Annotated in this window: 16 protein-coding genes; 7 read left to right on the top strand and 9 right to left on the bottom strand. The window is 31.7% G+C overall.

The features are described 5' to 3' along the window. Positions 1 to 18: 18 nt before the first annotated feature. The 7 genes from BW723_RS04010 to BW723_RS04040 all read right to left on the bottom strand — a co-directional run bounded on the left by BW723_RS04010 (position 19) and on the right by BW723_RS04040 (position 7,466). Positions 19 to 1,053 (bottom strand): aldose epimerase family protein, encoded by a 1,035-nt coding sequence (locus tag BW723_RS04010; protein ID WP_068361960.1) that lies wholly within the window; start codon positions 1,051 to 1,053, stop codon positions 19 to 21. 29 nt (positions 1,054 to 1,082) lie between these two features. Beyond that, positions 1,083 to 2,177, bottom strand: coding sequence for a mandelate racemase/muconate lactonizing enzyme family protein (locus BW723_RS04015; RefSeq protein ID WP_068361957.1), 1,095 nt, complete (start codon positions 2,175 to 2,177; stop codon positions 1,083 to 1,085). Between the two features lie 4 nt (positions 2,178 to 2,181). Further along, on the bottom strand, positions 2,182 to 3,636 hold the full coding sequence (gene aldA, locus BW723_RS04020) for an aldehyde dehydrogenase (protein WP_068361954.1): 1,455 nt from the start codon (positions 3,634 to 3,636) through the stop codon (positions 2,182 to 2,184). Between the two features lie 27 nt (positions 3,637 to 3,663). Further along, positions 3,664 to 4,428: an SDR family oxidoreductase gene (locus BW723_RS04025; protein ID WP_175335422.1), complete on the bottom strand. Its 765-nt coding sequence runs from the start codon at positions 4,426 to 4,428 to the stop codon at positions 3,664 to 3,666. Positions 4,429 to 4,506: 78 nt separating this feature from the next. Further along, the gene (locus tag BW723_RS04030) at positions 4,507 to 5,523 is read right to left on the bottom strand and encodes a zinc-dependent alcohol dehydrogenase (protein ID WP_068361948.1); all 1,017 of its coding nucleotides are present in this window, start codon (positions 5,521 to 5,523) and stop codon (positions 4,507 to 4,509) included. 212 nt (positions 5,524 to 5,735) lie between these two features. Then, positions 5,736 to 6,599, bottom strand: coding sequence for a helix-turn-helix domain-containing protein (locus tag BW723_RS04035; protein WP_068361945.1), 864 nt, complete (start codon positions 6,597 to 6,599; stop codon positions 5,736 to 5,738). Positions 6,600 to 6,602: 3 nt separating this feature from the next. After that, on the bottom strand, positions 6,603 to 7,466 hold the full coding sequence (locus BW723_RS04040) for an AraC family transcriptional regulator (RefSeq protein WP_068361941.1): 864 nt from the start codon (positions 7,464 to 7,466) through the stop codon (positions 6,603 to 6,605). A 158-nt stretch (positions 7,467 to 7,624) separates the two neighbouring features. Here BW723_RS04040 and BW723_RS04045 point away from each other — a divergent pair, with 158 nt between their 5' ends. From BW723_RS04045 to BW723_RS04075, 7 genes are all read left to right on the top strand, one after another. Then, a complete protein-coding gene (locus tag BW723_RS04045; protein WP_068361938.1) occupies positions 7,625 to 10,864 on the top strand; it encodes a DUF1553 domain-containing protein in 3,240 nt (1,079 codons plus the stop codon). Between the two features lie 22 nt (positions 10,865 to 10,886). Further along, positions 10,887 to 12,401 carry a DUF1501 domain-containing protein gene (locus BW723_RS04050; RefSeq protein WP_068361935.1) on the top strand — a complete coding sequence of 505 codons (1,515 nt, stop codon included), beginning with the start codon at positions 10,887 to 10,889 and terminating at the stop codon, positions 12,399 to 12,401. Positions 12,402 to 12,411: 10 nt separating this feature from the next. After that, the gene (locus BW723_RS04055) at positions 12,412 to 13,542 is read left to right on the top strand and encodes a twin-arginine translocation signal domain-containing protein (RefSeq protein WP_068361932.1); all 1,131 of its coding nucleotides are present in this window, start codon (positions 12,412 to 12,414) and stop codon (positions 13,540 to 13,542) included. 14 nt (positions 13,543 to 13,556) lie between these two features. Then, on the top strand, positions 13,557 to 14,930 hold the full coding sequence (locus BW723_RS04060; RefSeq protein ID WP_068361929.1) for a DUF2231 domain-containing protein: 1,374 nt from the start codon (positions 13,557 to 13,559) through the stop codon (positions 14,928 to 14,930). Positions 14,931 to 15,300: 370 nt separating this feature from the next. Further along, a complete protein-coding gene (locus tag BW723_RS04065; RefSeq protein WP_083139770.1) occupies positions 15,301 to 16,461 on the top strand; it encodes an HYR domain-containing protein in 1,161 nt (386 codons plus the stop codon). An 11-nt stretch (positions 16,462 to 16,472) separates the two neighbouring features. Next, positions 16,473 to 17,672: an HYR domain-containing protein gene (locus BW723_RS04070; RefSeq protein ID WP_068361926.1), complete on the top strand. Its 1,200-nt coding sequence runs from the start codon at positions 16,473 to 16,475 to the stop codon at positions 17,670 to 17,672. A 7-nt stretch (positions 17,673 to 17,679) separates the two neighbouring features. Continuing rightward, positions 17,680 to 20,382 (top strand): T9SS type A sorting domain-containing protein, encoded by a 2,703-nt coding sequence (locus BW723_RS04075; protein ID WP_068361923.1) that lies wholly within the window; start codon positions 17,680 to 17,682, stop codon positions 20,380 to 20,382. Between the two features lie 122 nt (positions 20,383 to 20,504). On the opposite strand, the gene BW723_RS04080 is transcribed toward BW723_RS04075, so the two are convergent. Next, entirely contained in the window at positions 20,505 to 21,605 is a 1,101-nt protein-coding gene (locus BW723_RS04080) for a T9SS type A sorting domain-containing protein (RefSeq protein ID WP_068361920.1), read from the bottom strand. A gap of 122 nt (positions 21,606 to 21,727) precedes the next feature. Then, on the bottom strand, positions 21,728 to 23,923 hold the full coding sequence (locus BW723_RS04085; protein ID WP_139059120.1) for a glycoside hydrolase family 3 C-terminal domain-containing protein: 2,196 nt from the start codon (positions 23,921 to 23,923) through the stop codon (positions 21,728 to 21,730). Positions 23,924 to 23,933 lie beyond the last annotated feature (10 nt).

The raw sequence follows: 23,933 nt of genomic DNA on the forward strand, positions 1-23,933 counted from the left end.
TAATTTTAGTTAGTTAAATTACCATCCGAATTTAAAGATGGTTGTGCTTTTAAATTCTTCACCAGCTTTGGTAATCGATTTTGGTGAGTTTTCTATATTTGGTCCATTTTGATATCTGTGCGTTTCGCAACAAAAACCTCTATATTTTCCATATTGTTCGCCATTTTCTCTTTTAATTTCATCGGATGTATATTTACCTGTATATAAAAGCATACAAGGCTCTGTTGATAAAACCGTTAAAGAACGACCAGATTCTGCTGATGTAATTTGTGCAACTTCTTGTAATTTAAAATCAGGATTATCGAACACATAAAAATGCTCAAAACCATCGCCTAATGCTTCATGAACATCGCCAATAATTTTGCCTTTAGTTAAATCATCTGCTTCTCCTGCAATATTTGCAATTTCGCCTGTGGCTGCTCCAGTTTCATCGATTACATGTCTTTTATCAGTATTTACTTTAGCCGTAAAACTTTCTACTGTTGATGAAAATGCGTTTAAATTAAAATAAGTATGATTTGTTAAAGACAAAGGCGTGTCTTGATCTGGAGTAGCACTATAATCTATCTTTAATTCGTTATTATTATTTAATGTAAACGTAACTAAAACCTCTACATTACCAGGAAAACCCTCTTCTAAATCTTTACTAAAAAAAGACATTTTAACTCCGTTTTCGATTACGTCTGCTCTCCAAAACTTTTTATCGAAACCAGTAACACCTCCATGTAAATTATTTTCGCCACAGTTTTTAGCCAACTGATATTCTTTACCATTTAAAGTAAATTTAGAGTCTTTAATTTGAGAGCAATATCGACCAATTGTTCCGCCAAAATATGGTGAATTCTCAAGATAAGTTTTATCAAAATAACTTTGCAACGCATCAAAACCACAGGCTATATTTTGGATATTTCCTTTACTATCTGGAACTTTAATGGTAGTTATTGTTGCACCATAATTAGTGATTTTTACCTCAACTCCATTTTCGTTTTTTAAGGAATATTCTTTTACTTTTATTCCTTGGCAACTTCCAAAATCTGTAGTTTCTATTTGCATTTTAATTCATTTTAAATTTTGATATTTTTTTATTTCTCTTGATAAGGGCTTAATTTTTCCCAATCAAAAATTACACCAACTCCTGGATAATCTGGAGCAACAGCTCTATAATTTTCTACTACTAAAGGTCTTGTTGTATATTCATCAATAGGAAAACTATGCACTTCTAACCAACCCGAGTTTGGTTGAGACGACACTAAACTTACGTGTAATTCTTGCATTCCATGAGAACAAGCAGGTATGTTGTGTTTTGCAGCTAATTTTGCAGCTGCTAACCAACCTGTAATTCCACCGCAATTGGATGCATCTGGTTGTGCAAATGATAATTTAGATTGCTCCATTGCATATTCAAACTCGTGAATGGTATGCAAATTTTCTCCCATTGCTAACGGAAAACCTGTTTTATCAACAATTTCTCCATAACCTTTAAAATCTTCGGGTATAATTGGCTCTTCGAACCAAGTAATATCATATTGTTTAAAACCTTCTATAGCTTTAATGGCTTTATCAACTGTCATTGAATAATTAGCATCTACCATAAAAGTGATATCTGGGCCAATAAATTCTCTAACTGCTTTAATTCTATCTAAATCTTCTTGTAGATTTTCTCTACCAATCTTAATTTTTACAGCACTAAAACCTCTTTCTAAATAATTTTTCATATTATTTAGCAGTTTCTCTATTGGAAACATTAAATCGATTCCACCACAATACGCTTTACAAGTATTATTTGCTCCACCTGCAACTTGCCATAAAGGTTGATTTAGTTTCTTACAACGAATGTCCCAAAGTGCAATATCTACTGCAGAAATTGCAAAAGAATCTATACCACCTCTACCAACATAATGAATATGCCAACGCAATTCTTCATTGATTTCTTCAACATTTGTAGCGTCTAAACCAATTAAAAAATCTTTAAAATCATAATCGATCATTGCTTTAATTGAATGACCACCTTTACCACCTGTGTAGGTATAACCTGTTCCTTTACTTCCATCTTCTAAAGTAATTGTGGTTGTAACCAATTCGAAATGAAAATGGTCTCCATGTTTTGCATCAGAAAGTACTTCTGGCAAAGGAACTTTAAATAATTTGGTATCTACTTTTACTATTTTTGTGCTCATTAAATTAAGCTTTGTGTCTGATGTAAAAAGTTTTCTTTTCTAAATACTGCTCAAATCCGTATTTACCATCTTCACCTCCAGAACCTGATAATTTATATCCATTATGGAAACCTTGATGCTGCTCTCCATGACCTCTATTTACATAGATTTCGCCATATTCTAACTCATCATTACATTTCATAATGGTACTCATATCATTAGTAAAAACCATTGCAGCTAAACCATATTCACAATCATTGGCATAACCAATTACCTCTTCAAAGGTTTTGAATTTTAAAACTGGTAAAATTGGCCCAAAAGATTCTTCATGTACAATTGTCATATCTTGAGTAACATCTGTTAAAACAGTTGGCTCAAACCAAAATCCTTTTTCGAATGCTGCACCTTCTGGTCTTTTACCACCTGTAGCTAAAGTTGCACCTTCTTCTAAAGAAACTTTTACTAAATGCTCCATATGTTTTAATTCTGATGCATTTACTTTTGGCCCCATATCAGTTTCTTCTAACATTGGGTCGCCAACCTTAATTGCTTTTGTAGCCGCAATAAATTTTTCCATAAAAACATCGTAAATACCTTCATGAACATACATACGTTCGTTACAAGTACAAACTTGACCACAATTATCAAAACGAGAATGTAAAGCAGACTCTACAGCTGCATCTATATCTGCATCTTCGAATACAATAAATGGTGCTTTACCTCCTAATTCTAACTGAACATGCGTTAAATTATCTGCTGCATTTCTTGCAATTTGCTGACCAACAGGTGTAGAACCTGTCATAGTTACCATTTTAGTTATTGGGTTCTCTACTAATGCATTACCCATTGCTCTACCTGGCCCTGTAAGAATATTAATAACTCCTTTTGGTATCCCAACTTTGTTGGCAATATTACCTAACTCAAGTGTAGATATTGGTGTTTCTGAAGTTGGTTTAATTACAATTGTATTTCCCGCAACCAAAGCAGGTCCTAATTTACGACCTGCTAATGCCAATGGAAAATTCCATGCTGTAATTGCAACTACAACTCCTCTTGGTACTTTTTGAATCCAGATTTGTTCGTTCGGATTATCAGAAGGAATAATATCACCCTCTATTCTTCTTGCACCTTCTGCTGCATATCTTATAAATGATGCAGTTACAGCAACCTCAAAACGTGCTACTTTTAAAAGTTTACCTTGCTCTTTTGTTAAAATTTCGGCTAAATATTCTGTATTTGCTTCAATTTCATCTGCAAAAGCATATAGATATTCTGCTCTTTTTCTAGCAGGTAATTTTTTCCATTCTTTTTGAGCCACATCAGCAGCATTTAAAGCTTCTGTTGCTTCTTCTGCTGTTCCGTTTTGAACTTTTGCAACAACTTCTTCTGTTGATGGACTAATGATATCTATAGTTTCTCCTGATGTAGAAGTTTTCCATTCTCCATCAATAAATAATTGGTATTCTTTAATTTCTGCCATTTTGATTTTATTTTTTTAGTTGATTGATTATCTACCCATCCATCCACCATCTACAAGGATGATTGATCCATTCATATAAGCTGCAGCATCTGATGCTAAAAACACAGTTGGCCCAGCAAAATCTTCTGGATTACCCCATCTGCCTGCAGGTATTCTAGATAAAATTGATTCTGCTCTTTCTGGATTATTTCTTAATGCTTCTGTATTATCTGTAGCAATATAACCTGGTGCTATTGCGTTTACATTTACGCCTTTACCTGCCCACTCATTAGCAAATGCCATTGTCATTTGACCTATAGCTCCCTTACTTGCTGCATAACCTGGTACTGTAATTCCCCCTTGAAAAGTTAATAGAGATGCTGTAAAAATAATTTTACCAGATTCTCTTGCTACCATTTCTTTACCAATTTCTCTGGTTAAAATAAATTGTGCATTTTGGTTTACTTCTATTACTTTATCCCACATTTCATCTGGATGCTCTGCTGCTGGAGCTCTTAAAATAGTACCTGCATTATTTACCAAAATATCTATCTGTGGATGATCTGCTTTTACATCAGCTATAAATTTATATAGTGCTTTTCTATCAGAAAAATCACATTGATAAGCGCTAAAGTTTTTACCTCTAGAGGTTACTTCTTTTTCTACATCAGAACCTGACGATTCTAATGAAGCAGAAACACCAATAATATTAGCACCAGCTTCTGCTAAACCTATTGCCATTGCTTTTCCTATTCCTCTTTTACAACCTGTTACTAAAGCTGTTTTACCTTCTAAACTAAATGTATTTAAAATACTCATTTTTAATATGTTTATTTATTAAGCATTAAAGCGAGTAACTCTTAAAACAATTACACGCTTTAACAATATTTTTTATAATTGACAATCCATTAATACTTTTAATCCGTCAGGATTATTATCTATATTTTCAAAAACTTGTTGAATGTTACTTAATGGTTGCACATCTGTAATCATTTCTTCGAAAGGCAATTCGTTTGCCGTAATTAATTGAATTGATTTTTCATAGTCTTCTTTTTCATACACTCTGGCTCCTATCAATTTTAATTCTTTCCAGAAAAATTTAAATAAATCTACTGGCTTTTTTTCTCCATGAATAGCCACCATTACAATTCTACCTCTTATACCAGCAAGCTCTGTCATAACATCTAAAGCAGGTTGTACACCAGCAACTTCAAAAACCACATCTGCTAAGCGACCATCTGTTTTTTCTTTTACATAAGCTATTAAATCTATATCAATAGGGCTTACAGCATCGAAACCTAATTCTTTTGCTTTTGCAATTCTTTTTGGGTTTACTTCAGAAATTATTACTTGAGCACCAGTTTCTTTAGCAACCATAGCTACTAATAAACCAATTGGTCCGCCACCTAAAACTACAGCAGTTTCTCCTTCTACTAATCCGCTTAAACGTACATCATGCGCTGCTACTGATAAAGGCTCTATTAAAGCTGCTAATTTTAAATCTGTAGTTTCTTTTAATTTGTGAAGTGTAAATGCAGGAACATTCCAATACTGTTGCATTGCTCCTGGACTATCTATACCAATAAATTTTAATTCTTCGCAAATATGATTAAATCCTTTGTCTGATGCTTTCACTTTTCTATCATCTAAAGGTCTAACAACTACTTTTTCGCCAACAGAAAAATCGGTTACACCTGCACCAACTGCATCTATAACTCCAGACATTTCATGACCAATTGTTTCTGGCATAGAAACTCTCTTATCCATCATACCATGATAAATATGCACATCTGTACCACAAACACCAACATAAGCTACTTTTATTCTAACTTCACTTGGTTGTGGTTCAGTAATTTCTTTTTCTAAGACACTAAAGGTTTTATTACCCTCATATTGTGTTGCTCTCATTTTATTCGAATTTAAATTTCCTATTTTATTTTGAAGTCATACAAGATGACAAACAAATTTCGTTTTTATTCATTTTAATACAAATAACAAATAGCCTTTAATCTATAATAGATGAACAATTCAAAATAAATTTTGCTGTCTTATTGTATTAAAGTTTAAATGTAAATAAAGAAGATTATTTATTAAGAAAAAGCAACTTGACAAAAACTGTACTAAATTGTAACATGCTCTTTTCTAAATTCTTTGGGTGTTTTTTTTACATGTAATTTAAAAAATCGAATAAAATAATTGTAGTTTTCGAAACCCAATTTTGTAGCAATCTCCTCAAAAGAATACCTTGTTGTTATTAATAATAACATCGCTCTTTCTGTTAGCATATTTTGAATATACTTACTTGGCCTTATATGATATTGTTTTTTAAAAACTCGAGAAAAATGATCTTTACTCAAATTGCAATAATCTGCCAAAACAGATACATTTAAGTTATGATGCAAGTTTTTTGAAATATAAGTTAATACATCATCTAAATTTGTGTTCTTGGTATTTTCTAAAGACTCTTGAGAATCTACAAACCTAGAAAGTAAAATTTTTAAAATTGCGTGGGTTTCTAAATAATTACTAATGCTCAATTCTTCATTTCGTTCTTCAAACTCCATAAGCATTTGGTATTTATCATAATATTCTGGATTATTATTTACCAAAGCTCTATTTGGGTTTAATTCTAATAGTTTTCTAAAATAAAGTTCATCTGTTCTAGTGGCCTTAACTCGATAATTAAAACTTACAAAATTAAAAATTGATAAACCTGTACCAAACTCTTCAAAAAAACTGATGTAGTATTGTTCATGACTTAAATTACATTTATAACTACTGTAGGTATAACTTGGTATTAAATACAAATAACCAGGCAAGAGCTGTATTTTAGTATGATGATGATACACATAAGCGCTCCCTTTTGTAATATAATACAACCTTGTAAACGGACTAATTACATTGTTAAAATCCCACCTATGATCTAATTTATCATAGCCAAAATTTAATAATTTTAATTTTAAAGATTGATAAGGGTTTAACATCTGCTATAATTTAAGTTGTTCTTTTCTAAATTTTGCCGGACTTAATCCTACTTTTTCTTTAAATTTTTTCGAAAAATAAGACAAGCTTTTTAAACCCACATTTTCGGCTATTTGCAACAAAGAATCATTGGTAGTTAAAAGTAAAAATTGAGCCCTTTCGATTCTTTTTAGCTGAATATATTTGTTGGGTTTCATATTAAATTTTAGAAAAAAAGATTTTGAAAAATGATCTGTACTTAAATTACAATAACTTGCCAAATCTGCTACAGTTAACTCTTCTTCTAAATGCTTGGCTATATAAATAAGCACTCTATTTAAATCGCCTTTAAAAGAACTTTTATCAGCAATAATATCTGTGTTTTCTATAAATCTAGAAAACAATATTGTTAAGATTGCTTCTGTTTCTATAATGTGCTGTATACTTCTTTTTTTAGAGTTTTTATACCCTTGTAAATCTCTATTAATATGTATTACAGGATTACTATCTTTTATAGATTTACTAGGATTAATTGAAACCAACCTTTTAAACAAGTCGTAATCTGTATCATTTGCTTTTACTACATATTTTGTTTTTTTTTGATTAAACACAGACATCCCTAATTTAATTTCTTCAAAAAAACCAGTATAATACTGCTCATGATAATCATTGCACCTATAATCATTATACATAAAACTAGGTATTAAATACATAAAACCGGGCTTTAACTCAAAAGATTTACCTGCATACTCTGCATACGCACTTCCCTTAGTAACAAGGAATAAACGCACAAAAGGACTTATTACATTTTTAAAACCCCATCTATGATCTAGCTTAGCATACCCCACATGTAGCATACTTAATTTTAAAAAAGAAAACAGCTCATTCATTAAAAACATTTTTTATTAAAACAAGATAAATTTAAGATTAAAATTAACATAAAAAACACAAATATCGGAAATGAGCATTTTTTAGTCTGATTTGAATAGCTTTTTTATTTAACTGAAGAATTACATTTGTACGCTATCACTTTTTAAGGAAATAAAAAATGAGATTATTTTTAGTACTTGTTGGAATATTATTATTCAGCTCTTGTGGACCAGATTTACCTGAAGCTGTTGCTGTAGAATATGAAAAACTACCCAAAAAAATAGACTTTAATCAAAGTGTAAAACCTATTTTATCTGATAAATGTTTTTTATGTCATGGCCCAGATAAAGGAAATATTAAAGGAGGTTTACAATTACATTCTGCAGAAGTTGCGTATGCAGAATTATCAGAAACACCAGGTAAATTTGCTATTGTTCCTAAAAATCTTAAAAAAAGCGAATTTTATCATCGTATTGTAACAGACGATCCTAAATTAATAATGCCAGAGCCAGGTTCTCACCTAACTTTAAGCAATTATGAAAAAGCTGTTTTAGTAAAATGGATAGAAGAAGGTGCAGAATACAAAGAACATTGGGCATTTATTAAACCCGAAAAAAGCGAAGTACCTGAAGTTGAAAAAGAAGAATTAGTAGCAAATGCTATCGATAATTTTGTATTAGAAGAATTAGAAAACAATGGTTTAGAACCTTCAAAAAAAGCAGATAAAGAACTTTTATTAAGAAGAGCTTCTTTAGATTTAACAGGGTTACCACCTACAAGCGAAGAAATTGACGCATTTTTAAAAGACAATTCAACAAACGCTTACGAAAAACAAATAGACAGATTAATTGCAACCAGTGCTTATGGTGAGCAACGTACTTTAGATTGGATGGATTTATCTCGTTATGCAGATACTCATGGTTATAGTGTAGATAAATTTAGAGATGTTTCTCCTTGGCGAGATTGGGTTATAAAATCCTTCAATAACAATATGCCTTATGATGAATTTGTGTTGTGGCAATTGGCTGGAGATATGTTGCCAAATGCAACTCGTGAGCAAAAATTAGCAACTACTTTTAACAGATTACATCCGCAGAATTTAGAAGGTGGTATTATTGATGAAGAATTTAGATCTGAATACGTTTCAGACAGAACTGCAACTGTGGGGCAAGCGTTTTTAGGCTTAACTGTAGCTTGTGCAAAATGCCATGATCATAAATACGATCCTATTTCTCAAAAAGATCATTTCGAAATGTACAGTTTCTTTAATAATGTTGATGAAACCGGACTTATACCTTGGGATTTAGCAACTCCTGTACCAGCAATGATGTTGCCTACAAAAGAGCAAGAAGAAGTTTTAAATTATTTAGAAACTTTAGTTGATGACTCTGAAAATGAACTAAAGGTAACTAAAGTTAAAGAAAATACAAGCGCAGAAAAATGGATGGCTAACCAAGGTTATAAAAACATTTCTAGCAATCAAAAACCTAAAGGATTAATTGCTGCTTTTAATTTTGATAATAAAAAACTGATAAACAAAGTTGGCGGAAATGGAAAAAACAAAATAAGAATGCGTCAGCAATTTGTTGACAATGAAAAACCTATTTTCAAAAAAGGCTCTCAAGGAAAAGGTCTTTATATGGATGGTGATACTTGGCTAGATTTAGACAAAATAGGTATTTATAAAAGAAGTGAATCTTTTTCTATTGGTATAGATGTTTTTATACCAAAGGATTTAGAAACAGGTGTAATTTTTCATAAAATGAATAGCCCAGAATTACATAATTTTAGAGGTTATCATTTAAAAATTAAAGACAATAAAATAGAAGCTTTATTAGCACATGTTTGGCCAGATAATGCTATTGTTGTAGAATCCATTAAAGAGATTCCTAAAGAAAAATGGGTGCAATTAACTATGACTTATGATGGTTCTAGTAAAGCAAACGGAATTAAAATATTCTTAGATGGAGAAAGGTTAGAAACAAAAACTCATTACGACAACTTATACAAAGACATCATCTTTCACGGTTTTCAAATGTATGGTAGAAATAGCCCTAAAATTGAGCCGGGTTTAAGAATTGGTGCTGTTTGGAGGGGTAAAGGAATAAATGGTGCAACTATAGATAATTTATTGGTTTTTGATAAAGAATTGAGTGATATTGAAGTTTTACAAATTGCTGATAAAGAGAAATTACAGACCATTAAACATACACCTTATAATAATTTAACTGCATCAGAAAAAACACAATTAAATCAATACTATTTGTCTAATTTTTCTTCGGATTATAAAAAGGTGCTTAAAAACTTAGAAGAAAAAAGAATTGCATTAACAGATAGTACAGAACCTGTAAAACAAATTATGGTGATGAAAGAAATGGAAACACCAAGACAAGCCTATGTTTTAGACAGAGGTCAATATGATTCGCCTACAGATTCTGTTTTTCCAAATGTGCCAGAACGTATTTTTCCTTTTCCAGATAATTTACCTAAAAACAGAATTGGTTTAGCAAAATGGATTATGCACAAAGACAACCCTTTAACAGCAAGAGTTACTGTAAACAGATATTGGCAAAATATTTTTGGTAGAGGTTTGGTAAAAACATCCGAAGATTTTGGTAATCAAGGAGAATTACCAAGTCATCCAAAATTATTAGACTGGTTAGCTCTAAAATTTATGGAATCTGGTTGGGATGTAAAAGCATTGCACAAATTAATATTGATGTCTAACACCTACCAACAATCTAGTATTGCCAGCAAAGAATTATTGGCAATGGATAAAGAGAATAAATTTTTAGCAAGAGGACCAGCAAAACGTTTATCTGGAGAAATGTTAAGAGATAACGCATTATTTGCATCTGGTTTATTAAATCGTAAAATTGGAGGAGAAAGCGTAAGCCCATACCAACCACCAGGTTTATGGAAAGTAAATGGAGATACGTACTTACCAAGTTCTGGTGATGAGTTATACAGAAGAAGTATGTACACCATATGGAAAAGAACGGTGCCACACCCAACCATTGCAACTTTTGATGCACCAACAAGAGATTTATGTACCACAAGAAGACAAGAAACCAACACACCTTTACAAGCATTGGTATTATTAAACGACCCAACATTTGTGGAAGCTGCACGTGTTTTAGGTAAAAAAATGATCAATTATAAAGATATTGATGAAGGTATCTCTGTAACTTTTAAAAAACTAACAGGTAGAACTATAAAGCCTTTAGAATTAAACATTCTAGTAAACTTACAGAAAACAGAACTAGAAAAATTTCAAAAAAACAAAGGTAAAGCAGAAGGTTGGATTAGCTTAGGAGAATACAAAATTAATCCTGAAGATGATAAGGCTTTAGTTGCTGCAAATGCAGTAGTAGCATCAACAATTATTAATTCTGATGCTTTTATAACAAAACGATAATTTAGAACTAAAAAATAGATTTATGTGCGATCATCATGATATTTTAAAATCTAATAATAAAGATTTACAAAGTGTTGAAAAACAAATTGACAGAAGAAACTTCTTAAAGAAAACATCTTTAGGTTTAGGTGCATTAGCATTAGGTAGTCTTTTAAATACAGAAAAAGCTTGGAGTACTATTGGTAATCCTGCTGCTAGTCCAGAAGATATTTTAAATAATTACAATAAAAACAGATTAGGTTTACCTCATCATTTACCAAAGGCAAAACGAATTATTTATTTGTTTCAAAGTGGTGGACCTTCTCAAATGGATTTATTTGATTACAAACCCAAATTGGTTGATATGTTTGGGCAAGATTTACCTAAATCTGTAATTGGTAAAACGCGTTTAACTGGTATGAGCGGTAGCCAATCTACCTTACCAATTGCACCTTCTTTATTCAACTTTAAACAATATGGAGAATCTAGAGCTTGGGTAAGTGAATTAATGCCACATACAGCAGAAATTGTAGATGATTTGTGTTTTATTAAGGGGATGCAAACTGATCAAATTAACCATACACCTGCCATTAACTTTTTTCAAACTGGGCATCAATTACCTGGTAGACCATCTATTGGATCTTGGTTAAGTTATGGTTTGGGTTCTGATAATGAAAATTTACCAACGTTTATCACTTTAGTATCAAAAAACGGAAAAGGACAACCTTTAAACGCAAGTTTATGGGGTAATGGATTTTTACCAACAGAACACCAAGGAGTACAATTTAGATCTGGTAAAGACCCAGTTTTATACTTAAATAATCCTGATAATTACGATGGTAATGATCGTAAAAAAATGTTAGAATATTTAGGAGATTTAAATTCAATACAGCATGATGCATATGGTGATCCAGAAATCCAAGCTAGAATGAAACAATACGAAATGGCTTACAAAATGCAAACCTCTGTACCAGAAGTTACAGATACATCAGATGAGCCAGATCATATTTTTGAAATGTATGGTAAAGACAGTAGAAATTCTGGTACTTATGCAGCCAACTGTTTAATGGCAAGAAAGTTATTAGAAAAAGGCGTAAAATTTGTACAAATTTATCACCAAGGATGGGATCAACACGTAGCTTGTCCTGGAGGTTTAAGAAATCAATGTAAAAAAACAGATCAAGGTACAGCCGCTTTAATTAAAGATTTAAAACAACGTGGTATGTTAGATGATACACTTGTGGTTTGGGGTGGCGAATTTGGTAGAACAGTTTACTCTCAAGGTCAATTAACAGATAAGAATTATGGTAGAGATCATCATCCAAAAGCCTTTACAATGTGGATGGCAGGTGCTGGTGTTAAACCCGGTTTTACTTACGGAGAAACTGATGATTTTAGTTACAATGTAACCAAAGACCCAGTACATGTACATGATTTTCACGCCACACTTTTACACCTCTTTGGTATAGATCATGAAAGATTAACTTTTAAACATCAAGGAAGGCGTTTTAGATTAACAGATGTGCATGGTCATGTTGTAAAAGACCTATTAACTTAAAAAGAAATTTATGTCATCTAGAAGAAATTTTATAAAAAAGGCAGGTTTAGCAAGTGCGGCTTTGGTTACTTCTTCGTCTGCTATTGGACCATCAATTATAACAAAAAAAGAAGATTCAAATCATTTATTAAATGAAACAGATACTATTTTAGGCCATGGAGATTATCAATATAAATTGGTTAAAAATTGGGCTCAAATAAGTTCTACTAGAATTCCATTACTCAATTGCCATGAAATGGTTATGGACAGTAAAGGAAGATTGATTATGATTGGAGATCACCCACAAAATAATGTTTTAATTTTTGACAAATCTGGTAAGCTATTAGATTACTGGGGCACTGCGTATCAAGGTGGTCATGGACTAACACTTCATAATGAAGGTGGGGAAGATATGCTTTACATTACAGATTCTGGCTGGGCACAAGGCAAGAATAATAAAATGGTAAAACACAATGGTCGTGTTGCAAAAACCACTGTTGATGGAAGAGTAATTTTTGATATTGGCCACCCACAAACAATTGGTGTTTACAAACCTGGAGACCCATTTTGCCCAACAGAAACTGCTATAGGTCCTAATGGCGATATTTATGTTGCTGATGGTTATGGTATGGATTATATTATTCAATATGATGCCAATGGAAAATATATTCGTCATTGGGGTGGTAAAAATAATACTGACGAAAGATATAAACTTTCTAATGCACATGGTGTAGCAATAGATTATAGAGACAAAAACAATCCGCTAGTGGTATGTACTTCTAGAAATGAACAATCTTTTAAATGGTACACTTTAGATGGTAAATATGTTAAGACATTACATTTGCCAAATATGCAAGTATGTAGACCTGTTATAGATGACAACAACCTTTATGCAGGTGTTTGCTGGTCTCAACCCAAGGTTGGCAAAACAAACTGGAAAGATCACACTGGTTTTGTAACTATTATGGAAGGTGATAAAGTAGTTTCTAATCCTGGAGGAACTGAACCAATCTATAAAGATGGTACTTTACAAAAATCTTATCAATTAAAAGAAAAACCAATTTTACATGGTCATGATGTTTGTGTAGATGAAGATAAAAATCTATACATCTGTCAATGGAATGCAAATCATTCTACACCTTATAAATTAGAAAGAATATAATCTAGTATTTTATTATGAATGAAGCATCAGACTTTGTCTTATTTTTAGGAAGATTTCATCCACTTGTGGTGCACTTACCTATTGGTTTTTTATTTTTTGCATTTGTTTTAGAAATCTATAGTAAAATTAAAAAGGATACAACTTTTACAAAAGGTATTCCTTTGGCTTTATTTTGTGGAGCAATGAGTGCTGTGGTTGCCTGTGTTTTAGGGTATATGTTATCTTTAAGTGGAGATTATAGTGAGGCTGCTTTAGACACACATTTTTGGTTTGGTATTGCCACAACTATTATTGCTTTTGTTGCTTGGTTAATTAGAATCGATAAAATAAAATTTAATAGTTCTAAAGCCATTAAAACTAACATTTCTAGCTTAGCTTTAATTGTTATTTTATTGAGTGTTACAGGTCATTATGGAGGAAATTTAACACATGGAAGTGACTATTTAACCAAATACGCACCTTTTGGCCAAAAAGAAGAACAAGTTGCTGAAAAAATCACCAAAATAGAAGATGCAGTTATTTATACAAACTTGGTAGATCCTATTTTAGAAAATAAATGTACTAGCTGTCATAATTCTGATAAAAGAAAAGGAGGCTTAATGCTACATGATAGTATTTCGATTATTAATGGTGGTAAAAATGGGGCTGTTTTAGTAGCTGGTGATGCAACTAAATCTGAATTAATTCGCCGTGTTTTATTAAAACCACATCATGATGATTTTATGCCTCCAGAAGGTAAAACACCTTTAACAGAAGAAGAAATTGCCATTCTTACGTTTTGGATCAATCAAACAGATGCTAATTTTAGTACAAAAATGGGTGCCATAGAATCACCAGAAAACATTTTAAAAACAGCTTCTAATATTTTAGGTTTAAGCGAAGATTCTAAAACTACATTAGCAAAATTAAGTGCAGTTGATGCTACAATTTTAAACGATTTAAAATCAGAAGGTTTCCAAATAAGAGAGCTCGTTTTTGAATCTAATTTATATGATGTTGTATTACCTTCAAAAACTATTAAAGAAGCAAATAAAACCGAAATTGATAAAAAATTACAAAAATTAGCTCAAATAAAAGAGCATATATTGTGGTTATCTTTAGAAGACAATTTCATCAATAATAATCATCTAAATACATTAAGTTCTTTTAACAATCTTCAAAAATTAGTTTTAAGTAACAACCCAATTACGGATGAAGGTATAAAAGAGATTACAAAGCTCACCAAACTTAATAGCATTAACCTATACAATAGTAAAGTTACAAAAGCGAGCTTAAAAAGTTTATCAGAAATGAAAAGCTTGGAAAAGATTTATGTTTGGAAAACGGAAATAAAACCAAATGATTTAATCGATTTTAAAGAAAATAAAAAAATAAAAATCGTTTTATAATTCTTAAAAAACTCTATTGATAATAACCCTAATTTTAAATAATTAGGGTTTCTTTTTATACGCTAATTTCTAATTTTTCAACAAACTGAATTCTTTAATTATGTAATAGATCAAAGTCAAATTACTATAAATCAATAAATAATTTATAAAAAGACAATATGATTTCCTAAAATAAACATCTGTTATATACCATAAACTATTCTAATTTTAAATTTGATAGATACTAAATTGAGTTATAATAATAAAAAAACTTTTAACTATTACTTACAAACAGTTTAGCGAAATTTAAAAAGAGGTTTTTCTGTTTCATTATAGAGAAATCTCCCTTTTGTTTCACATCAAACATCAACCTTAATCAATTATAAAACAAATGAATACAAAAAAATATACCTATCTATTTTTATCCTTTTTTATGTTAATTATTCATTTTGGTTGCAGTAAAGACGAACCTGAAGAAATTGATACAGAGAGTCCTGTTTTAAATTGCCCAGATGATGTTGTATTAACTATAGAAAGTTACGAAAACAGTATTGTTGTAACTTACGAAACTCCAAAAGGTGTAGATAATTTTGGTTCTAACACCACACAAATTGAGGGTTTAGCTTCTGGCGAAAGTTTTCCAGAAGGTACAACTACCAATACTTTTAAAGCCACAGATATTGCTGGCAATTCTACTATTTGTAGTTTTAATGTAATAATTACCAAAAATGCTGCAAACGACAATGTTCCATATTTTATTGATGAAAACCCAACGCCTGCCAACAAAAAATGGACAAAAGTTGAAAATTTATCAGATGAATTTAACACAGATGAATTAGATGAAACCAAATGGAAAAACACAGATCCTAATAAATGGATTGGAAGAGCACCAGGTTTATTCAAAAAAAATACAGTTTCACAAAGTGAAGGAAGTTTAAAACTAACAGCAGATATTTTACCAAGTCCAGAAGTTGTAAACGGAAACACATTTACACACGCAGGTTCTAATATTACATCTATCAATTCTATTAGAGTTGGTCATTATTTTGAAGCTAGAATGAAATCTAGTAAAACTTTTATGTCTTCTACTTTTTGGTTGATAAACGATAGAAATGATGCTAGTGGTTGCGATAAAAGAACCACAGAATTAGACATACAAGAATGTGTGGGCCAAATTACATCCACAGAAAGTTGGACAGCTGATAAAGATGAAGAAATGGGTTCTAATACACATAGCAGAAATACTTCTTGCACCACAACTCCAGAAGGTTCTGTAGGTGACCACGTAAATATTGGTGGCAAAGCTTACGACGATTATCACGTTTACGCTGCTTGGTGGAAAAGCGCCACAGAAATAGACTTTTATTTAGATGGTAAAAAAGTATATACAGTTACACCAAAAGCAGAATTTAATTTGCAAATGTATTTACGATTGGTGGTAGAAACTTACGATTGGAACCCTGTGCCTTCTGATGGTGGAATGACAGGTTCTTTCGAAGACAGAAGCACTTCTTACGATTGGGTTAGAACTTGGAAATTAGAGGATAATTAAATTATAAAAAAATGAACCTAAAAACTAAAACTATGTATTTTATTTTATCGTTAATAATCTTATTATCTGCTTGCAGCAAAGCAGAAGATACAGAAATGATAGACAATATAAAACCAGTTTTAAACTGTAATGCAGACATCACTCAAAATATAAGCGCAACAGAAAATGTTGCAATCGTTAATTTTGATATTCCAATTGGCACTGATAATATTTCTAATGTTACTGTAACACAAATTGAAGGGCTTTCTTCTGGTGATGAATTTCCTGTTGGAACAACTGTAAATACTTTTAAAGCCTCAGATGCTTCTGGTAATACCACAACTTGTAGTTTTAATGTTACCGTTATTAGAGATGAACCTGCAGAAGATAAACCTTATTTTATTGGTTCAGACCCAACTCCTGATGGTAAAACTTGGGTTTTTGTTGATACTTTAACTGATGAATTTGAAGGCGATTCAGAAAATATTGATACAAACAAATGGAATCCTGATCCTTATAACGAACCTCGTTTTAGTTGGATTGGTAGATTCCCTGGTCTTTTTGAAACTGATAATATTAGGATTAAAAACGGCGAACTTTGGATGGAAGGTGAAAAGTTTGAAAGCCCAAAAACAGTACAAGGAGAAAATTGGACGCATGGAGGAGCAATAATTAGATCTGAAGCGCTATTAATGCCAGGCACTTTTTGCGAAACCAAAATGAAAACCACAGAAACTATTATGTCTGGTACTTTTTGGATGTCTACACCAAATGCAGATTGTAATACTGTTATTAAAAAAGAATTAGATGTTACAGAAAGTATTGGTACAAGATCTTATGTTACCAAATTACCTGTAGAAGGTTGGTTCGAAAATACTGCTGTAAATTTTAGATCAGGAATTAATGCAACTGCAAGACAACGTTCTTCTTCTTGTTTACCTGCAATAAACAAAGGTAAAACTGCTAGTGAGGCTGAACCTCAAGCCGATTTTCATACTTATGGTTTCTTTTGGGAATCGCCTACAGAATTGCATTTTTATTTTGATGGTGTTAAGGTTTTTTCAATAGATCCTCCTACTCCTTTTAATGATGGAATGGCAATTACATTAGCCATAGAAACTTACGATTTTAACCTACCAAGTAATGCAGAAGATGATGGTTTTAACAAAACACTAGAGGAAAGATCTACCAGGTATAAATACATTAGAACTTGGAGTTTAGAAGACAAATAAGATAATTTTGAAATACTCTAAAATACTTTTTTGCTTAGCTTTAATTCTTGCTTTTTCAACAACTATACAATGTCAAGAAACACATCACGTATATGCTTTAGAAATCCCTTGGAGGTCTGTTACAAAATCTCCAGATGCTAATAAAATACATTCTATAAATGATGCTATTGCTAATGCCAATTCTGGCGATGAAATTATTATACACGAAGGTATTTATAGAGAAACAATTAACATCAACAAAAACAATATTAAAATTTCTAATTACGAAAACGAGTATGTTTTAATTTCTGGTGCAGAAGTAATTAATGGTTTTTCTGATGCTCTAACAATGCCAAATGGAGTTAAAGTTGCAGATGTTTCGCACCTAAATTTTCAAACAGATTTTAGTCAGGTTTTTGCAAATGGTAAAGAGCAATTTATGGGCAGGCATCCTAATAACACCACTGGTAAAAGAATGCGCCCTTTAGAAGCTAATAGTGGTTATGCACTTTTATCTAACGTGTATAAAGATACAGGCACTTCTGCAAACGGATACGCAACTTTAGAAGATGTTGCTAACTTTCCATCTACAGATTTATCTGAAGGGATTTTTAGAGGATTAACAGGTAAAATGAGGCGTTATGCAATAGGTACAGTTACATCTGCAACAGCAAATTCTGTTACTTTTAAAGGAATCACAAATAACCAATGGACAGATAATGCATCCATCGCAAATGGAAATCATAAGTTTAGTTGGGGTTATGTTTTGCATAAAAATTTAATAGATGTTCCTGGTGAATGGTTTATAGAAAATAACAAGCTCTATTTTATGATAGATGCCAACAAAACCATAGCCGATTATTATATAGAAGCACAAGTTCGAGAACAAGTTTTAGTAGCCAATAATATTATAAATCTTACTATTGATGGTATTCATTTTGTTGCTGGTAATGCAGAAATAAAAAATTCATCTTCCATAACAATTGTAAATAGTAGTTTTCGATATTTACATCCTTTTTGGACACCTACAGGTTATGGAGATAATACAACCACAGACAAAGGATTGTATTTCGAAAATCAAAATAGCCTAATTTTCGAGAATAATTACGTAGCAAATACTTGGGCAACTGCCATTACTTTTGATGAAGGTAATGATGTTACTGTAAAAAATAACATCATAGAAAATATTGGTTATTTAGGAGTTTTTACATCGAGTATTTATTGTACATCAGACAATACTTTAATTAAAGAAAACACGTTTGGAGATCAAGGTCGTTTTCATTTAAGAATGAGGAATGATGCTAAAATAGATATTCTAGACAACGACTTTTATGGTGCAATGCAAATGGGTGAAGATGCAGGCCCAATAGAGGCTACAAGTACAGGTAAAATAGGTGCTTTAGATATGAAAGGCAGCGAAATTGCTTACAATAAAATTCACGATTTTTCTGGAATTCCTGTTTCTGATGGTAATTATAATAAACAAAAAGCAACTGCTTTTTATATGGAAGATACAGAGAATTACACTGCACATCACAACTTAATTTATAATGTAAAAGCAGAGAATTACACAGGCCCACATACCATACAAAAAGTTGGCGAATTTTTATACTTAGGCCCAAGATACAATGCAATGTACAAATCCGTAAATTATTACAACAATACCATTTGGAATGTAGATAAACACATTGGTATTTGGAATATTGAGATTGATAATTGGGAAGCACTTGGCATTGCTGAAGCTTATAATACTGGTAGAATGGAAAATGGTCATTTTGCAAATAACATATTTTTACAAGGCCCTGAATTTGGCTTAAGCTATGTAAGACAAATTCTTTCTGCTACAGGAGGCTCTCAAGGATATGTAACTTTAAATCCAAGTCCGAGTTTTGATACTAGCGACTTTACAACGTACACAAACACTTGTGCAAATTACAATTACAACTTTAATCCAGAGAATAACTTGCAATTACCATTAAGTACAGAACAAGATCATTTTATTGATGCTGCAAATGGAGATTTTACCCTAAAAAGTGCATCATCAGCAAAAAATGCAGGTGTTGTAATATCAGGAATTACAAGTTCTTCTAATCCTGATGTTGGTGCTTTAGAAGGTGGTAATCGAGTTTTAAATGCTGGCGCAAAATTAGTTGTTCCATCATTTTTAGAAAAAGAGGAGGTTAATGAAATTACCGCTTTTAATACTTTTACTGATGAAGTTGGTCAAGACGATACACAATCGCTTACTTTTAACGTAGATTATACTGCTTATGCCAATAGAGATATTGTTGTTGCAATCTATTCTGCCACAAATGATTTTATTAAAAACAACAAAACAAAAGTAACTACAGGCAGTGGAACTGTTTCAATTACCATTAATTTAGACAGTCCTTTAGCTATTACTGAATATAGAATTGATGCCATTATAAGATCTGTAAATGGCAACTATGCTGATAATATTTTTAAAACTTCTAAAACTTTAAATGTACTTACTGGCTCTTTATCTGTTGATGAAAATACAATTACAAAAGATGATTTTAAAGTATATCCAAATCCGTCAAAAAATATATTTCACATTAAGACAAATCAAGAATTAAACTATATTATTTATGATGTTTTTGGTAGAACCATTTTAAAGTCTAATAAAACTTCTTTTAATTTGAATGATTATGCTAGTGGAGTTTACTTTCTTAAAAACGAGAATATCACCTTAAAAATCATCAAAGAATAATATTTGGTTTTTACTTTTCATCCGAAGAAAAACGAACAAATTTTAAAACAAAAAAATGGTCGAAATTACTTTCCGACCATTAAAATATATAGTATTTTTTTGTAAGTTATAATCTAGGATAATTATTTTACAAACTTAATAGAACCTCTTTCTGTTGATAAAATATATAAGCCAGATTGTAAAGAACTTACATTTATTTCTTGAGTAAGTTCACCTTTTAATACAGCTTGCCCTAATACATTAAATATAGCAAAATCTCCTTCAAACTGATCACTAACTACAACTGCACTTTTAGCAGCGCTATAAAAAGCTTTTAATTTAGGTTTACTAACATCTTTTGTTGATAATACTGGTGCAACTATTACAATTGGTATATGAGCTCCTGTAGAATAACTAGACCAAGAATCATTTGAGTTCTGAAAACTAACTCTTAATACATAAGATTGTCCATCAGGTAATTCAGCAGAAGTAAGTATTGGTGTTACTCCATCTCCTTTTACTGTACCAACTGTAAAATCTACTGAAGCAGTACCAGAATGAGTACCTCCAGTAGTATCATCATTTTGACCAGCTATCCATACATTATTTTCTGCTATACCAAGTGAAAATTGTAATTGAAGTGAATTTGTTCCTCCAACTAAATACTCTTCTAAAGGACTAGCATTATTGTCTCCAGCATCATAACTTGCAGAAAAAGTATATGCTTTTCCTTGCTCCATAGTACTTCCACTTTCAGGATGCGAAATCCAAGTTACTGTTGGTGGGTTTGGAATAGCTGCAGGTGCTACAACTGTAACAGGTATATCATTACCTTCTGTATAACTAGCCCAAGAACCATTTGAGTTTTGATAACCTATTCTTATATAATATTGATCTCCATCAGGTAAATCAGCAGAAGTATCTAAAGTAGTAGCTATGGTCATAGAAACAGCAGAAGATCCAGAATGTGTTGTTTTTGCAGCAGCATCAGAAACACCACTTTTCCATACCCATTTACCATCTGACGCTTGTAATATTTGAAGTGAATATTGGTAATTCGATGAAACAGTGTAATCTGTACCTGCACCATCATCACCAGCATCATAGGTTGAGGCCATATCAAAAGCTTCTGTTTGGGTAATGGTTGTTGGTGGCTCAGTAACCCAAGTTTTTGTTGGTCCTGTTTGTGCATTCGTAATAAGAACACAGCTAAATAAAGCAATTAATAATGTAATTTTTTTCATAAGATTAATATTTTTAGTTAATTATGATAGCAAGATAGCATACTAACTCCTGATATTCTTTACATTATAAAACCTTAAAAACAATAAATGTTCTTTTTTGGGCAACAAAACTTCATTTTAAACTAACGAAGCTGAATAACAGCTTCTTGTGGCTCTGCAGCTCCTAATTTTACACTTAATTTACTTGGTGATGAGTTACCAACAATAATTTTATACGCTCCTTTTCTCCAAACTTTTTCTCCATTTTTATTAATTACTTTTAAGTCTTCTGCACTTAAAGAAAAGTTTAAGTTTTTAGAAGTACCTTTTGGCAAATCAACTCTTTTAAAGGCTTTTAAACTTTGTAATGGTAAATTCTCTTGGTTATCTACAGGACTTATATACAACTGAACAACATCTTCTATATCATAATTTCCGGTATTAGAAACATCCACAGAAATATTTAAAGTTTGGTTCTTTTTTAATTTGGTATCGCTTATTTTTAAATTATTAATTTCTGTTTTAGAATAGGTTAACCCAAATCCGAAAGGAAACATTGGTTCTTTGGTCATGTATTTATACGTACGTTCTTTCATAGAATAATCTTCGTAAGCTGGCAATTGTGCTACATTTTTAGGAAAAGTAATTGGTAAATGACCTGAAGGAGAAACATCTCCAAATAAAATATCTGCAACTGCATTACCACCTTGCTCTCCTGGATACCAAATTTGTAAAATTGCATCACAATGTTCTTCTATACCTTCTAAAGAAACTGGGCTACCACTTGCAATTATCAAAACCAAAGGCTTATCTTTTTTAACCTTTGCCATTTGTTTTATATAATTTACTTGGTTTTCTGGCAATTTTAAATCGACTTTATCACCAACATTTTCTGCAGCAATGGCATCTACTTCTTCACCTTCTCTATCTGCAGTTAAACCAACTACACAAATAGTAACATCAGATTCTGCTGCAACATTTGGTGCCCAATTTTTTGGGTTGATATTCTTATGAAATGGCAATGCACCACTTCTATAATTTAAAGAAGAGCTTAACGAAATTGCATCTGTAATACCTGCTAAAATAGTTACGATTCCTGGGCTTACACCATAATAACTACCCATTAACATATCAGAAGAATTTGCGAAAGGCCCAGTTACGTAAGGTACTTTTATATCTTTAGCCAAAGGCAAAGTATTGTTTTTGTTTTTTAACAATACAATTGATTTTTGTGCAGCTTCTCTTGCCAACTCAATATGTGCTTTACTATGAATATTTTCTGGACCTAATTTCGAATACGGATTGTCATCAACCTTATCAAACATACCTAATCTAAAACGAGTTTTGAATAATTGCTTGGTACGTTCGTGAATTAATTTTTCAGTAATTAAACCTTCTTCGACTGCTTTTTTTAGGAATTTAAACGTACCTCCACAATTTAAATTCATACCTGCATCTAATGCAAAAGCAGCTGCTTCTTCAGGCGATTTTGCATATTTCATTTTATACACAATTCCGCCAACTGCGCCACAATCTGAAGTTACATAACCATCAAAATTCCATTTTTCTTTTAAAACATCTTGCAATAAAAATTTACTTGCACCAGCAGGAACTCCGTAAACTGCGTTGTAAGCTGTCATTACTCCTTCTACTTTTGCTTCTGTAACTAGAGCCTCAAAAGCTGGCATATACGTTTCGTATAAATCTTGTTTTGTAGGTACAGCATTAAAAGTATGTCTTACAGATTCTGGCCCAGAATGCACAGCATAATGCTTTGCACAAGCTGCACTTTTTAAATAATTTGGGTCATCACCTTGCAAACCTTTTACAAAAGCAATTCCTATTTTTGAGGTTAAAAACGGGTCTTCTCCATAGGTTTCTTGACCTCTACCCCATCTTGGATCTCTAAAAATATTTATGTTTGGTGTCCAAAAAGTTAAACCTGCATATTTACTGTGATTGCCATATTTTTGAGAAATGCTATATTTTGCTCTTGCTTCTGTAGATATTGCTGTTGCTACTCTTTCTGCTAAATCAGGATCGAAAGTTGCTCCCATACCAATTCCTTGAGGAAAAATTGTTGCTTTTCCATTTCTTGCAACTCCGTGTAAAGCTTCATTCCACCAATTATAATCGGGTACTTTTAGTCTTTCTATGGCTGGTGCACCGTTTTTTAATTGTGCAATTTTTTCATCCAAAGTCATTTGAGAAACTAAAATTTCTACTCTTTTATCTAAAGGCAAATTTTTGTCTTGAAAAGAGAAATCTACTTCTTGTGCAAATGAGCTTAGTGTTAAACCCACTATATATAAAAATGCGATACTTCTTTTTAATATCATACTTAATGTT

It is taken from the genome of Polaribacter reichenbachii, assembly GCF_001975665.1.
GTDB classification, from domain to species: Bacteria; Bacteroidota; Bacteroidia; order Flavobacteriales; family Flavobacteriaceae; genus Polaribacter; species Polaribacter reichenbachii.